At 62.3% G+C, this 15,078-nt stretch carries 14 protein-coding genes; 7 read left to right on the top strand and 7 right to left on the bottom strand.

Features of this window, described 5'->3' with window-relative positions; genetic code table 11:
- Positions 1-96: 96 nt before the first annotated feature.
- The 4 genes from OKW40_RS24325 to glnT are packed head-to-tail and all read right to left on the bottom strand — an operon-like array spanning position 97 to position 4,493.
- A complete protein-coding gene (locus OKW40_RS24325) occupies positions 97-1,458 on the bottom strand; it encodes an FMN-binding glutamate synthase family protein (protein ID WP_429406338.1) in 1,362 nt (453 codons plus the stop codon).
- A 49-nt stretch (positions 1,459-1,507) separates the two neighbouring features.
- Complete coding sequence (locus OKW40_RS24320; RefSeq protein ID WP_429491906.1) at positions 1,508-2,197, bottom strand: protein glxC; 690 nt, start codon at positions 2,195-2,197, stop codon at positions 1,508-1,510.
- A complete protein-coding gene (locus OKW40_RS24315) occupies positions 2,185-3,093 on the bottom strand; it encodes a class II glutamine amidotransferase (RefSeq protein ID WP_429491904.1) in 909 nt (302 codons plus the stop codon). Before OKW40_RS24315 ends, OKW40_RS24320 begins: the two co-directional genes overlap by 13 nt.
- A gap of 11 nt (positions 3,094-3,104) precedes the next feature.
- Positions 3,105-4,493, bottom strand: a complete 1,389-nt coding sequence (gene glnT, locus OKW40_RS24310; protein ID WP_429491902.1) for a type III glutamate--ammonia ligase — start codon at positions 4,491-4,493, stop codon at positions 3,105-3,107.
- Between the two features lie 190 nt (positions 4,494-4,683).
- On the opposite strand from glnT, the gene OKW40_RS24305 reads away from it, so the two are divergent.
- On the top strand, positions 4,684-5,286 hold the full coding sequence (locus tag OKW40_RS24305) for a helix-turn-helix domain-containing protein (RefSeq protein WP_184063039.1): 603 nt from the start codon (positions 4,684-4,686) through the stop codon (positions 5,284-5,286).
- A gap of 231 nt (positions 5,287-5,517) precedes the next feature.
- On the opposite strand, the gene hutG is transcribed toward OKW40_RS24305, so the two are convergent.
- Positions 5,518-6,312: an N-formylglutamate deformylase gene (gene hutG, locus OKW40_RS24300; RefSeq protein WP_184063041.1), complete on the bottom strand. Its 795-nt coding sequence runs from the start codon at positions 6,310-6,312 to the stop codon at positions 5,518-5,520.
- 24 nt (positions 6,313-6,336) lie between these two features.
- Positions 6,337-7,302: a LysR family transcriptional regulator gene (locus OKW40_RS24295; protein ID WP_184063043.1), complete on the bottom strand. Its 966-nt coding sequence runs from the start codon at positions 7,300-7,302 to the stop codon at positions 6,337-6,339.
- Positions 7,303-7,504: 202 nt separating this feature from the next.
- Between OKW40_RS24295 and OKW40_RS24290 the strand changes: the two genes are divergently transcribed.
- The 6 genes from OKW40_RS24290 to OKW40_RS24265 all read left to right on the top strand — a co-directional run bounded on the left by OKW40_RS24290 (position 7,505) and on the right by OKW40_RS24265 (position 14,201).
- Positions 7,505-8,692 (top strand): NAD(P)/FAD-dependent oxidoreductase, encoded by a 1,188-nt coding sequence (locus tag OKW40_RS24290; RefSeq protein ID WP_102633961.1) that lies wholly within the window; start codon positions 7,505-7,507, stop codon positions 8,690-8,692.
- Between the two features lie 22 nt (positions 8,693-8,714).
- Complete coding sequence (locus OKW40_RS24285; RefSeq protein WP_429492051.1) at positions 8,715-9,488, top strand: electron transfer flavoprotein subunit beta/FixA family protein; 774 nt, start codon at positions 8,715-8,717, stop codon at positions 9,486-9,488.
- Positions 9,485-10,417, top strand: coding sequence for an electron transfer flavoprotein subunit alpha/FixB family protein (locus OKW40_RS24280; RefSeq protein ID WP_429355301.1), 933 nt, complete (start codon positions 9,485-9,487; stop codon positions 10,415-10,417). Before OKW40_RS24285 ends, OKW40_RS24280 begins: the two co-directional genes overlap by 4 nt.
- Entirely contained in the window at positions 10,417-11,091 is a 675-nt protein-coding gene (locus tag OKW40_RS24275; protein ID WP_429491900.1) for a HutD/Ves family protein, read from the top strand. The genes OKW40_RS24280 and OKW40_RS24275 overlap by 1 nt, the downstream gene beginning before the upstream one ends.
- Positions 11,092-11,102: 11 nt before the next feature.
- Entirely contained in the window at positions 11,103-12,770 is a 1,668-nt protein-coding gene (locus OKW40_RS24270) for an electron transfer flavoprotein-ubiquinone oxidoreductase (protein ID WP_429491898.1), read from the top strand.
- Between the two features lie 276 nt (positions 12,771-13,046).
- Positions 13,047-14,201 carry an IS110 family transposase gene (locus OKW40_RS24265; protein ID WP_429488527.1) on the top strand — a complete coding sequence of 385 codons (1,155 nt, stop codon included), beginning with the start codon at positions 13,047-13,049 and terminating at the stop codon, positions 14,199-14,201.
- 388 nt (positions 14,202-14,589) lie between these two features.
- Here OKW40_RS24265 and OKW40_RS24260 read toward each other — a convergent pair whose 3' ends face one another.
- The gene (locus tag OKW40_RS24260; protein WP_128598348.1) at positions 14,590-14,883 is read right to left on the bottom strand and encodes a DUF1330 domain-containing protein; all 294 of its coding nucleotides are present in this window, start codon (positions 14,881-14,883) and stop codon (positions 14,590-14,592) included.
- Positions 14,884-15,078 lie beyond the last annotated feature (195 nt).

Genomic DNA, 15,078 nt, shown 5'->3' with positions numbered 1-15,078 from the left:
TAGCGCCGCACACAATGCATCAACCTCCGCGACAGTCCCGACGCCCGGCGTTACTCGCATTGCGAGCCCCGCACCGGGCGTCGAATCCTGCACCGATCAGTACGTCTGCCCCGGAATCCACGACGTACCGGCGAGCGGAATACGCGCCATGGCAGCGGCTTCCACCGTCAACGCAACGAGGTCCTCCGGCTCGAGGTGATGCACGTTCTGCTTGCCGCAGGCGCGCGCTATCGTCGTCAGTTCCATGTTCAGCGTCTTCAGGTAGTTGCGCACGCGGCGCGATCCTTCTTCCGCCTGCACGCGCTGTTCGAGCACGGCGTCCTGTGTCGTCACGCCGACCGGGCACTTGCCGGTGTGGCAGTGATGACAGAACCCTGGCGACGTGCCGAGCGCGGCATAGTCCGCAGTCGCCGGATGCAGCGCGCCGTTCTGGAAGTACGTGTCGCTATTGCAGCCGAGCGCCATCAACATGCCCTGCCCGATCGCGACCGCATCGGCGCCCATGGCGAGCGCCTTGGCCACGTCCGCGCCGGAGCGGATACCGCCCGACACGACCAGTTGCACCGTGCCCTTCATGTTCAGGTCCTCGAGCGCGTCCACGGCCTGACGAACCGCAGCCAGCGTTGGAATACCCACGTTCTCGATGAAACACGTTTGCGTGGCGGCGGTGCCGCCCTGCATGCCGTCGATCACCACGACATCGGCGCCGGCATGCACGGCCAGCTTGACGTCGTTGAACGTGCGCGTCGCGCCGACTTTCACGTAGATCGGTTTTTCCCAGTCGGTGATTTCGCGCAATTCCTGAATCTTGATCGCCAGATCGTCGGGACCGGTCCAGTCCGGATGACGGCTCGCCGAGCGCTGGTCGACGCCCGCGGGCAGTGTGCGCATGGAGGCGACGCGCGGGTTCACCTTCTGCCCGAGCAGCATGCCGCCGCCGCCCGGCTTCGCGCCTTGACCGATCACGACTTCGATCGCATCGGCGCGGCGCACGTCGTCGGGATTCCAGCCGTAACGCGACGGCAGGCACTGATACACTAGCGTCTTCGATGAGCGTCTTTCTTCCTGCGTCATGCCGCCGTCGCCGGTGGTTGTGGACGTGCCCATCGCGGTGGCCGCCTGGCCGAGCGCTTCCTTCACGTTCGCCGACAGCGCGCCGAAGCTCATGCCCGCAATCGTGATCGGAATATCCAGCACAACGGGCTTCTTCGCGAAGCGCGTGCCGAGCACCGTTTGTGTCGTACACTTCTCGCGATATCCTTCGAGCGGATAGCGCGAGAGCGACGCGCCGAGAAACAGCAGATCGTCGAAATGCGGCACGCGGCGTTTCGCTCCGAGACCGCGAATTTCATAGAGTCCGCGCTGCGCGGCGGTGTGGATGTAGTCAATTGTCTTGCGGTCGTAGCCTTGCGACTCTTCCTGCTGCAAGCGGGCGAAATGGATGGGTTTGGCTTCCATGGAAATCTTCTCTGTGAACTGGTTGTTCGGTTGCAGCTGCAGGCAGCGCTCAATACTCCTGGTCCGCGTCAGCGTTCCAGTGGTAGAGCGTGCGCGCCGATGCAATGCGCTTGAACGAGCGCGGATCGTGATCGAGGCCCGCCGCGTCGAGCAACGCTTCGACCGCCGTCACGTCCGCGTCGGTCATCGGTTCGTACTGCGCATCCGCGCCGAGCGACTTCACCTCGCCACGCACATACAGCACGGCTTCGTACAATGAGTCGCCCAAGGCATCGCCCGCATCGCCGCAGATCACCATGCGCCCCGCCTGAGCCATGAAGGCGGAGAAACTGCCCACCGAGCCGCCGACCACGATATCGCCGCCCTTGAGCGAAATCCCGCAGCGCAAGCCCGCATCGCCGTCGATCACGAGCAGGCCGCCATGTGCGGAAGCTCCCGCGCCGTTCGATGCAAAGCCCTTCACGTGGACCTTGCCGCTCATCATGTTTTCCGCGACGCCGGTGCCGGCGCTGCCTTCCACGATGATCGTCGCGAGCTGGTTCATGCCGCCCACGTAATAACCGGCGTGTCCTTGCACCGTGACCGTCACGTGCGCGTTGACGCCCACCGCGATGTTGTGCGCGCCGTTCGGCGACGCAATGTCGACCTTCACGCCTTCGAGCGCTTCTTTCGCGCCATGCAGGTACTGGTTCAGCGCGCGGACCGACGACCCCTCAAGGTCGAACTTCATGCTTTCCATACATACATCTCCTCGGGTGCGGGTTCGAATACCCTGGCGTTTTTGATATCCGGCAAGTGCGCGAGCGAGCGGAACTCGGAGGCAATCGCGACGTAGTCGTCGTTTTCCGCGACCACCGCGGGTTTGCACGCGAACGGATCGCGAATCAGCGCGAGTTCGGTCGAGGTGCCCATCAGGAACGTGTAGAAGCCGTCGAGTTCTTCGAAGCCCTTCTGCAACGCGACCGGCAGTTCATCCCCTTCACGCAGCCGCCATTCGAGAAAGCGGCACGCGGCTTCGGTGTCGTTGTCCGTCTCGAAGCGGATACCTTGCGGCTCCAGCTTGCGGCGCACGCCATGCGCATTCGAGAGCGAGCCGTTATGCACGAGGCAGAAGTCTTCGCCGGCCGTGAACGGGTGCGCGCGATCCGGCGTGACCGCCGACTCGGTCGCCATCCGCGTATGGCCGACGAGATGCGAGCCGGTCAGCTTCGAGAAGTCGTAACGTTGCGCGACGTCGGCAGGTGAGCCGATGTCCTTGTACAGATCGATCGAACGTCCGGTGGACAGCAGAAACAGCTTCGGAAAATGCTCGGTGAGCCACGCCTTTACAGCGTCAACATTGCCATTCACCGTCAGCACCGCATGATTGCCTTTCGCCTCAACGCGCGCATTCATTTCGATCGCGCCGTTGAGCGCATCGATCAACGCGTTCCAGTCGAAGTCGTTTCCCGCGTCAGTAAAGCCCGCATACAGGCTCAGCTTGCGCTGGCTTTCGTCGACCGCGCTGCCGAACACGGCGAGTCCGGCCGAGTCCGGGCCGCGCTCGGTCATGCCGATCAGCATCGGCACCATCAATTGACCGAGTTGCGCGCGCAGTGCCTGCGTCTTGACCAGCAAGCCTACAATTCCACACATAGTCGTACCCCTTAGAAGAATTCCAGATAACTTTTCATTTCCCAGTCCGAGACATGACGCATGTACTCGAGCCATTCCATCCGCTTGAGCTTGATGAATTCGTCGGCGACGGGGCCGAGCGCATCGCAGATCAGTCGATCACTTTCGAGTGCGTCGAGCGCCTGTTCGAGGTTCTGCGGCAGGATGCCGATCTGGTGCTCGCGCAACTTCGCGGGCGACCAGTCGTAGAGGTTTTCATTGGCCGGTGCACCCGGTGGCAATTCACGTTCGACGCCGTCGAGACCCGCCGCGATCACGGCGGCCGTCGCGAGATACGGATTGCACGCGCCGTCGGGCAGACGCAGTTCGATGCGCTCGCCGGGCATGCGCACCATCGTCGAGCGGTTGTTATCGCCATAGCTGATGTAGGCCGGCGCCCATGTCGCGCCCGTCAGCGAGCGGCCCACCACGAGACGCTTGTACGAATTGACGGTCGGATTGCATAGCGCGGCGAGTGCCGGCGCATGCGCGAGCAGTCCCGCGGTGAACTGGTAGCCGAGCGTGGACAACCCCATGCCGAGCTTGTCGCTTTTGTCCGAGAACAGATTGCGCTCGCCATCGCCGATCGACATATGCATGTGCATGCCGTTGCCCGGACGGTTCGCGAACGGTTTGGGCATGAACGAGCAGATCATGCCTAACTCGTTTGCGATCTCGGAGGCGGCCATCTTGAAGAACACGTAGTGATCACACGAAGTCAGGCAATCGGTATACGTGTAGTTGATTTCGAACTGGCCGTTCGCGTCTTCGTGATCGATCTGATAGACGTCGATGCCGACCGAGCGCATCGATTCGGTGAGCCTTTCCAGGAAGACCCGCGTACGCGACAGTCCCTTGTAGTCGTAGCACGGCTTGGCGAGCGTATCGCTCGGGTCGCACGGTTCGATCGCGCCCGTCACCGAGCGCTTGAGCAGCGAGAACTCCGGCTCCAGTCCGGTGAAAAGCGTCCAGCCGCGTTGTGTCATGCGCGCGACCTGCTTCTTCAGCGTGACGCGCGAGTCGTATGCCCACGGCTGCCCGTCGACGTGGCCGTCGCAGACGATTCGCGCGAGACCGTCCTGCCAAGGCACCGGCGTGAGCGTCGACAGATCGCCCACCGCCATGTAGTCCGGACCGTTCGGCTCGATGCCCACGCCCCAGATCGCGAAGCCCGCAAAGCCGGCGCCCGCCTTCAGCACACCCTTGAGATGCGCGACCGGGACCGACTTGGCCTTCGCGACCCCGTGAATATCCACGAATTGCGCCAGCACGTATTTCACGCCGCGTTGCGTGAGATAGTCCTGGGCCTCTTCAGCCGAGCCAAAGCGGGGCACGCTACCCAACTCGTTGACCGGCAGCTTGCTCGCATCGTTCAGGTTCATCGTCACTCCTTGCACCACCATCGCTGGCTGATTGGCGAGTCATGCCCCATTGCACGACCCCACTGCGAGCCTGTTCGCAGCATCAATACAAATTTATTACCGTGCAACAATAGTTCCCAACAAGAAACATTCAGGGCGCAATGCGGCCTTTCTTATCTGCTACCCTCACGCCTTTCAACGAGGTTCAACCATGCAAAACGGCGAAGACAGCAAAAACTCGCTCGAACGCTATCTGGGTGCCACGATCCGCGAACTTCGCCAGCGCCACGGGCTGACCATCGCCCAGGTGTCGGAGCAGGCCGGGATCAGCCGCGGCATGCTCTCGAAGATCGAGAACGCCCAGACTTCCACCGGGCTCGACGTGCTCAACCGGATCGCCAATGCGCTCGGTGTGTCGATGTCCACCCTGTTCCGCCGCTTCGACGTTCCCGAAGGCGGCGCCCAGCTCGTGAAGAAGGGCGAAGGCATGGAGGTGGTCCGTAAAGGCACCAAACGCGGCCACACCTATCACCTGCTTGCCTACGACCAGGGCCCCAAAAAACTGTTCGAGCCGTTCCTGATCACGATGGACGATGAATCGGAAACCTTCCCCGTCTTCGAACACCAGGGCACCGAGTTCATCCACATGCTCAAGGGTGTCATCGAGTACCGGCACGGCCAGCAAACGTACATCCTGCATCCCGGCGACACCCTCACCTTCCAGGCCGACGTGCCCCACGGTCCCGAGCGGCTGATCAAAATGCCGATTCAGTTCCTGTCCATCTTCGTGTACGGCGAAGGTGACCGGGACTGATGCGCCTTCATTCGCCGCTACCTCTTATGCAACCTCCATGCCATGATTACCCGTAGGAACATAAGATTCATGATGGGAAACACTTTGGGCGAACCGACGGCATGAAACGGGTGACTTCCGCGGATCCTCACCGCATCAAAGCAGTGCGGTTTACCGACCTGCGCGGTGCCTCGCTGCACAGGAACGGCACCTCGGGTTCAGATACATCAACAGCATGACTTATACAAGTGGTCACAGGTGCTCGAGCGCATTCAGCGCGCCGCCCACCATGCGTTGCAGCGTCGGTTGAAGCGCCGCGGCGCGCGCGTCGTGATAGGAGAACGGCGCGTCTTCATTCATGTAGATGCACTGACACATTTCAAGCTGAACCGCGTGGATACCGCGCTCGGGTTCGCCATAGTGACGCGTGATATAACCACCCTTGAAGCGCCCGTTCGCGACCCACGTATAGGCGCTGTCCGCAGCGGCTCGTTCGGCTGCGTTTTGCACGAGCGCGTTTGCGGTGCGGCCGTCTTGCGTCCCGAGATTGAGATCCGGCAACTTCGCGTCGAAAAGGCGCGGCAGTACGCTCGCGATCGAATGTGCTTCCCATAACAGTACATTCGGATGCCGCTCGCGCAGCCTCGCCAACTCCGCTTGCAATGCCGTGTGGTATGGCTGCCAATAGGCAGCCACGCGGCGTTGCTTCTCCGCCTGATCGGGTTCCTGGCCGGGCCGGTAAACCGCTTCGCCCCGAAACGTTTCCGTCGGACAAAGGCCCGTCGTCGTTTGGCCGGGGTACAGACTCTCGTCGTTCGGCGGCCGGTTCAGGTCGATCACGTAGCGCGAGAGTCGCGCACCCAGCAAGGTCGCGCCCAGCGCTTTCGCAAAGTCGTAGAGACGGTCGAGATGCCAGTCGGTGTCCGCCACACTCAGTGCCACCTCCGAATACCCATGCTTCAACGACGACGGAATCTCCATGCCGAGATGCGGGATCGAAATCAGCAATGGCGCATCGCCGATATGCAGCTTGTAAAGCTCGCTCATCGTTGACTCCTTTAAATTTATTTCTCAGCGCAGCGCGCCATCGGGCAAATGCGGCAATACGCGGGCCAGCGCCGGCCGGATACTGTGATCGAGCACGCCACGTGTGAGTGTGATGATCTCCGACGCGAAATCGTCCCATTCACCCTGACGATGCAGCAGAAAAAAATCACGACGCCCAAGACGGCTATCGGGCAGCGGCAATACGGCAATGTCGTCGAGATAATGACGCGCCTGCCACAAACAGAGCGGCGTCGAAATGGCGAATCCGAGCCCGGCGGCCACGAGACTCAATAGCGGATCGGTCGCGTCGAATTCATAGCGCCGCGCGCTCTCTATGCCAAGATGCCGCGCGAACCGCTCAACCTGCTGGCCGATCACGGAGCGCGCCGTATAGCGGATCAGCGGCAATTCCACTGCGAGCGTGCGCCAGTCGACGTTCTTGCGCTGATCGAGATAACGTCGCGCCACGACGGCCACGAAGGCTTCCGAAAACAGCGGGACTTCGACAATCCGTGCGTCGCTCAATAACGTCTGCGTGCAGATCGCCACGTCCAGTTCACGGTCGTGCAGCTGCTTGCTGAGGCCCGGCGTCAGACCAGACCAGAGCGAGATCTGCCGCGCCGAGCCCGATACCGCCCGGATCAGTTCGGGCCCCACGGTGGCCGCGAACGAATCCACGCAACCGAGCCGCACCGGCAGCTTGCCTGCATGCGACGCATCGCCGACGCGTGCGCTCACCATCTGCGCATGTTCGATCAACGGACCGGCCAGTTCCAGCAATGCGCGTCCAGCGATATTGGGGCGTGGCGGCCGGCTTTCGCGATCGAACAGATCGACGCCTTGATCGCGCTCCAGCGCGCTAATGGCCTGGCTGATCGCGCTCTGGCTTACGCCCAACTGCTTCGCCGCGCCCGTCATGGACCCCGCCTCGCAGACTGCGATGAAAGCCTGCAACGCGCGCAGGTCGATGGGAGGTTGGGTTCGTCGCATGAAAACTCCGCTGGTTATCGCGTCTGGCGCCTTTCGCCTTCTTGCCCTCTTTTGTCACGGAAGAGCGTGCATGATGCTTTTTTTCTGCCGGCACTTGCCGACCATGAGCAATCCACGGTCTGCACCATAAGTTTGCCTAATACAAAAGTCCCGTGGGGTTCGGTTGCCTAGAATCGGCTCCATCTTCAACGCAGAGGTTCACATGAGCCATTACGATTTTGTTGTGATCGGAGCCGGTGTGATCGGAGCCTCGGTAGCCCATCATCTGGCCGCGCTCGGCGCGAAAAGCGTGCTTGTGCTTGAACGCAGCACCATTGGCGCGGGCACGACGTCACAGTCGTCCGGTCTGTTGCGCACCCATTATTCGGTGAAACAGAACGTCGAACTGGCTCGCTCGTCGTGGTGGGCTTTCAACAATTTCGCCGAATATGTTGGCGACGACGAAGCGTCGTGCGGTCTCGTCAAATGCGGCTACATGATTTCCGCACCGGACGGCGGCAAGATCGATCCGCTGCGCGCATCGTTGACCGCACAGCAGGACATGGGTATCGAGGTCCAACTGCTGGACCGGGCCGAGGCGCGCGAACGCCTGCCGATCGCGCAATTCGACGACGCCGCGTTGATCGGCTACGAGCCGGAAGCGGGCTTCGCCGACGCGTATCTGGTTGCGACCAGCTTCGCTCGCGCGGCGCGCCGGCAAGGCGTCAAGATCATGGAGGGCGTGAGCGTCACCGGCGTAGTGCGCGAAGGCCGCAAGGTGGTTGGGGTTCAGACGTCGGCGGGCTCGTTCAGTTGCGGCGCGCTGATCAGCACGCAGAACATCTGGACGCCGGAGATGGCCGCGTGGATGGACGTCGAATTGCCGGTCAAGCCTGAACGTCATACGGTGCTTGCACTGGAATGCGACGCAGCCGCCTATTCGTTCAAGATGCCCGCGTTCAAGGATCTTGGCTCAGCCGGGATGCTTTACTACCGCAGCTATGGCGGCAGCCAGATGCTCGTGTCCGAAGGCGTGGTCGGCGAAACGTTGAATGCGCCGGAGACCGAGCAAGGCGATATCTCGCTCGATTACGTCGGAGAAGTCGGAGCGCAAGTCGCCGAACGCTTTCCCGCTTATGAGACCGCAGGTCTGGCGTCGTCATGGACGGGTGTGTACGACGTCACGCCCGACTGGAATCCGGTGCTCGGCTCAGTTGGCGATATCGAAGGACTGGTGGTGGGATTCGGTTTCTCGGGACACGGTTTCAAGCTGTCGCCGGGGGTCGGTAAGATTCTCGCGCAGCATGCGCTCGGACTGCCCACTGACGTTTCGCTGGACCCCTATGCGTTGAGCCGGTTCGCGAGCGGCGCGCTGCTGGTCGGCAAATACGGCGCGGGCGCCGTGTCCTGATCCGGAGCCTATCCACATGACCATTCGAATTCTCGTTCCCGTCAAACGGGTCGTCGATGCCAACGTGCGCGTGCGGGTCAGCACGAGCGGCGCGATCGACACAACCGGTTTGAAGATGTCGCTCAACCCCTTCGACGAATGCGCGGTCGAAAAGGCGCTGCAACTGAGGGAGGCAGGCGTGGCCTCCCAGGTAACGGTGGTGACGTGCGGCCAGTCCACCAGCCAGGACGTGTTGCGCACCGCCCTCGCGATGGGCGCCGACGACGCCGTGCTGATCGACACTGGCGCCGCCAGCGCCACCGTGGACTCGCTGGCCGTCGCGCGCTCGCTGCGCGCGTACATGGCAACGAGCGACTTCGGCCTCGTCCTATGCGGCAAGCAGGCAATCGACAACGACATTGGCGGCGTCGCCGCCATGCTCGCGGCGTTGCTTGGCTGGTCCCAGGCGCTGAACGCAAGCGCGTTGTCCGCACGCGACGCTCACTGGCAGGTGACGTGTGGCGATGACGGCGGCACATCCGTGTGGGAACTGGACGGTCCGAGCGTTATCAGCGCGGACTTGCGTCTGGCCGAGCCGCGTTGCGTCACGCTGCCGAGCATCGTCAAGGCGAAGCAGAAACCGCTTGTGACGATCGACGGCGCATCGCTCGGCGTCGATCTGACGCCGAGCACGACGATCGTCGAACTGCGAGACCCGCCTGTGCGCGAGGGCGGCATCAAGGTCGCGAATACCGTCGCGCTGCTGGATGCGCTCGCCGCACAGCGTCCGTTGGACAACCTGGGAACACCGGTATGAGAAGCCTTGTGGTAGGGGAATGGGAGCATGGCGAGCTCGCGGAATCGACGCGGCGCGCCGTCACTGCGGCGTTGCAACGTGGTTTGCCGGTCGACGTCCTGGTACCGGCAGCAGGCGCCCACGCTGCGGCCAGCATCACCGGCGTGGAGCGCGTGCTCGCCATCACGGGCGATGTGGCTCATGTTCAGGTACCCGAAACGCTCGGCATGCAGCTTCAGGCCGTCTCTCACGATTACACGCTGATCGTCGCGAGTCACCGCAATCTCGGCCGCAGTGCGTTGCCGCGTGCCGCTGCGCTAACCGATGGCGCGTTTCTCGCGGACGTGACCGGCATCGACGCGCAAGGCCGCTTCACGCGAGGTCTTTATGCGGGCAGCGTCATCGCCAAAGTATCGGTCACAGCGCGCGTGACGTTTGCCACGGTACGAACCTCATCTTTCGTTGCGGCGCGGGCATCGGGCGGTGCCGCCGCGATTGTCGAAACGGAACCGGTCGCCGCGTTCAAGAAAACGAAGCTACTGGAGCGCCAGGCATCCGGACAATCCGGACGCGATCTGAGCACGGCACGTGTCGTCATCTCGGGCGGCCGCGGACTGGCATCGAAAGACAACATGGTCCGTCTCGGCGAGTTCGCCGATCGCATAGGTGCCGCACTCGGCGCATCGCGAGCCGCCGTGGATGCGGGTTATGCGCCGAACGCCACGCAAGTGGGACAGACCGGCAAAACCGTCGCACCCGATGTGTACTTCGCATTCGGCATTTCCGGCGCGATCCAGCATCTGGCCGGCATGAAGGATTCGAAGGTGATCGTCGCCGTCAACAAGGATCCGGACGCGCCGATTTTTTCGGTGGCGGATTACGGCATCGTCGGCGATCTGTTCGATGTATTAAGTGAACTCGAAGCCCACGCCGGCGCAGGGGCAGCGTGATGGAACTCGACCTTCCGAACCCCATCTCGCGCGATAGCGGCGAAGCGCTGGGTCATCTGAAAACGCATCGTGCCGACGACAACCTGCCGTCGGTCCGCTTTCTCGACTGCACGTCGGTCTCGCCCGAACCATGGGTCAACGGCGGCGGTACGACCCGCACCCTCGCTCGTGGTGCGAATCCGGCGGGCGTAGCCGACTGGCGCGTGAGTCTGGCGGACCTTAAGGGCGCCGCGCGGTTTTCGCAATTCCCTGGCTTCGAACGCACGCTGCTGCTGATCGACGACGGCACAGTCGATCTGCATTCGCAGGATGGCCAGTTGCTCGCGCGAACCGGCCAGCCTGTGCAGTTCTCCGGCGACCTGCATGTATGGGTCAGCTTGCCGACGAAGCCCGTTCAGGTACTCAACGTGATGGCCCGGCGCGAAGCCTGCCGCACGCAAGTCAGTGTAGCGACGAACGCGCTGCGGATCACGCCAGCAAGCGTGCAACTGTTGATCAGTCTCTCCGGACGATGGAGCCTGTCGAGTGAGTTGCTGAAGAACGTCACGCTGTCGCCGATGCATGGCATCTGGATCGAAGGCCGAAGCGAGGAGCTGGATCTGCATCATGTCGGCCCCGGCGCAAAGCTGGTGTCGATTGCGATCGAACCGAACGTCCGGACGCCCGCGCAATAAGGCATTCGACCATGCACAACCTCATTGAGCAGTACGGTCCTCGCGAGTCGATGGAATATGACGTCGTCATCGTCGGCGGCGGCCCTGCGGGCCTGTCGGCGGCCATTCGCCTGAAGCAGCGCGCCGCCGAACGAGGCGCTGACATTGGCGTGTGCGTCCTCGAAAAAGGCTCTGAGATCGGGGCCCATATTCTGTCGGGCGCGGTGATGGACCCGCGCGCGCTGACCGAGCTGATCCCGGACTGGAAGGAAAAAGGCGCGCCGCTGACGGTCGACGTGACCGAAGACCGCTTCCTGTTCCTGTCGGCGACGGGCGCGAAGAGCGTGCCGACCTGGGCGCTGCCGGACAATTTCAAGAACCACGGCAACTACGTGATCAGCCTCGCGAACGTGACGCGCTGGCTGGGTCAGCAGGCCGAGGCGCTCGGCGTCGAGCTATTCCCGGGCTTTCCGGCGGCCGAAGTGCTGTACAACGACGACGGCTCGGTCAAGGGCGTCGCGACCGGCAACCTCGGCATCGGCAAGGATGGCGAACCGACCGGGAACTTCCAGCTCGGCATGGAGCTGCACGCGAACTACACGCTGTTCTGCGAAGGCGCGCGCGGCCACCTCGGCCGCCAGTTGAACGAGAAGTTCAAGCTGCGCGACGGCGTCGATCCGCAGGTCTACGGCATCGGTATCAAGGAGCTGTGGGAGATCGATCCCGCCAGGCACAAGCCGGGTCTGGTGATGCACACGGCCGGCTGGCCGCTCGAAAACGACACCTACGGCGGCTCGTTCCTCTACCACATGGACAACAACCAGGTCGTGGTCGGCTTCGTGGTCGGCCTCGGCTATTCGAATCCGTATCTGTCGCCGTTCGAGGAATTCCAGCGCTACAAGACGCATCCGGCGATCCGCGCGATTCTCGAAGGCGGCAAGCGCGTGTCCTACGGCGCGCGCGCGATCACCGCGGGCGGCCTGATGTCGTTGCCGAAGCTGGTGTTCCCGGGCGGTGCGCTGGTCGGCGACGACGCGGGGTTTCTCAACGCGTCGCGCATCAAGGGTTCGCACGCCGCGATCAAGACCGGCATGCTCGCCGCCGATGCCGCGTTCGACGCCGTCCAGGCCGGCCGTCAGTCGGACGAACTGAGCGCCTACCCGGAAGCGTTCAAGACGTCGTGGCTCTACACCGAGCTGTATCGCGCGCGTAACTTCAAGCAGTGGATGAGCAAGGGTCTCTACCTCGGCACGCTGATGGTCGGTCTCGAGCAGAAGCTGCTCGGCGGCAACGTGCCGTGGACGCTGCATCATCAGCATTCCGATCACGAGATGCTGAAGCCGGCTTCGCAGTGCAAGCCGATCACGTATCCGAAGCCGGACGGCAAGCTGACGTTCGATCGGCTGTCCTCGGTGTTCATCTCGAACACGAATCACGAGGAAAATCAGCCGGCGCACCTGACGCTGAAGGATCCGACCGTGCCGGTGAACGTGAACTGGCAGACCTACGCGGGACCGGAGGCGCGTTATTGCCCCGCTGCAGTGTACGAGTTCGTGAAGAACGACGATGGCAGCGAGCGGCTCGTCATCAATGCGCAGAACTGCGTGCACTGCAAGACCTGCGACATCAAGGACCCGACACAGAATATCGTGTGGGTCGTGCCGGAAGGTGGCGGCGGCCCCAATTATTCGAACATGTGACCATGTCAAATTAGAAAGCGGCTTCAACTTTGAAGCCGCTGTCTCGTAAATACTGACGAATCAACAAGCATTTGCCACCACCACCATGGCACGGGGCCCTTTTCAACGTATTACAAAGAAACGAGAGTAAGCGGTTCGCGTCGACGGTCGCAGGCAGTGACTGACATAAACATCAAAGCAGCCTCTTGAACGACACTAGATCCTATGCACGAAGGAGCCACTAAACACGCCGATCATAAAATCAGCCCGTGTGGATCTTACTCAAAGGAGAGAATCATGCGCACAGATCATGCAGACACGACCCATCCCGAAGCGCTTGTGCTGGCAGTCTCGCTGGAACTGGCTGCGACAAAGTGGAAGGTCGCGCTGCACGACGGCCGCCGCGACAACCCGGCAGTGCACACAGTGGCGGAGCCACAAGCCGCATCCCGCCTGCAGGCTGTGCTGGCCCTGATTGCCCAACACAGGGAGAAGTGGGCACTGCCGGCGGATGTGCGGGTCGTCGTCAGCTACGAAGCCGGCCAGGACGCATTCTGGATCTATCGCGCGCTGCAGGCTCGCGGGATCGAATGTCATGTCGTCGATCCCGCGAGCATTCCCGTTGAGCGTCACAAGCGCCGCGCGAAGACCGACCGGCTCGATGCCATCAAACTGGTCATCAACCTGCGTGCGTGGCTGCGCGGCGAACGCGACCGCATGCGGGTAATCCGCGTGCCGTCACTGCAGGACGAAGCCTCCCGCCATCTGATGCGTGATCGCGGACAACTACAAAAGGAAGTGCTGCAGCATCGCGACCGTATGCGCAAGCTGCTAGCCACGTTCGGTTGCTGGGATGAGGTCGGCAGCAGGAAGTTCGCCGACCGCCTCATCCGCGGCGAGGTACGGTGTCACGATGGCGCGCCGCTGCCACCCGAGTTCCACGAACGGCTCGTACGCGAGTGTGAACGGCTCGCACTGGCTGAGGAGCAACTGGCGGCACTCGAGAAGACGCGCCAGACCAGTCTGCCCGAGCCTGCGCGCACCCGGATCAGTCATCTCACGCGCCTGAACGGCATCGGGCAGGTTGGGGCCTCAAGACTGGCGCTGGAACTGTTCTGGCGGGAGTTCAGCAACCGCCGTCAGGTCGGCGCGTGCGTGGGCCTCGTCCCGCAACCCTACGACAGCGGCGAGAGCCAGGTGGACCAGGGCATCAGCAGACAGGGCAACCGGCGGGTCCGGGCCCTGCTTGTCGAGATGGCCTGGTCCTGGATTCGCTACCAGCCCACGAGCGCGCTGACGCAGTGGTTCAACCACCGCACCGAGGGCACAGGCCCGAACCGCCGGGCCCGACGGATTACGATCGTCGCGGTGGCACGGCGCCTGGCGATTGCGCTGTGGCGCTATCTGAAGGATGGCGTGATTCCCGCCGGAGCACAGCTGAAATCCGCCTAACCCCTCAGACTCCCGGGAGGTTTGTTCAACGATGTGAGATGAAGCAAATATGGTTTGAAGCGAGCATGCCCGTGTGAAGGACTGGTTGCGCAGCCAGCAACCGATTTTCTAGATGGGGCATGCTCCCGGCGATCTTACCGGCGTAACGCGCATACAGGATGAGGCTGGTTTCATGCCAGCGGATAGAAGTTGGTGAGACGTCAGGTCTCACGGGCGCAAGGATCGACTTCAACCATCGGTGGGTTCAGCGCAACGGCGCCCACTCGCGGTACGAACTGTGAGGAGAGTTCGCTTATCGATGATCAGTCAGTCTGTAAAACGGCTTGACAAGGGACTACTCATAGAAGACCTTCATGATCTCGCTTGCGCAATACGGCCCCCCGCAAGCCTATCCGCCGTCTAAGCCCTCGACAATCGACACTTGCGCGATGCAGTGTCCGTCTCGCGCCTGCTTGGCCGACTGATATTCGGGTGAACTGTAGCAATCCAGCGCTGTTTGCATGTCGCTGAACTGGATAACCACGTGGCGCTCGAACGACTCCCCTTCGAGCACTTTCGACGCGCCTCCACGCGCCAGGAAAACCGCCCCGAATTTCTTGAATGCCAGCGGTGCGATGTCGGTGTAATCCTTGTATTTCACAGGGTTGAGCACGGTGACATGAGCAATCCAGTATGCAGTCATCTTTCCTCCTTTCCACCTTCAAAGATCTCTTAGCCATTACCGCCTGACACGCTGACGTCGAATTTCCGGCTCCTTCGCGCGACGCTCGTCAGCGCACATTGCCCCTCGCACGAGTGCATTTCATGTCCTGAGCGCGGGCGACGCCATTTTCTGGGCCGCCATCCGTGCGCTAGGGTTAACACTCATGGTACGCCG

Source organism: Paraburkholderia sp. RAU6.4a, from assembly GCF_050435625.1.
In the GTDB taxonomy this organism is placed as follows: Bacteria; Pseudomonadota; Gammaproteobacteria; order Burkholderiales; family Burkholderiaceae; genus Paraburkholderia; species Paraburkholderia tuberum.
Note: the sequence above shows the minus strand (reverse complement) of the source record. Positions and strands in the feature narration are given on the sequence as shown.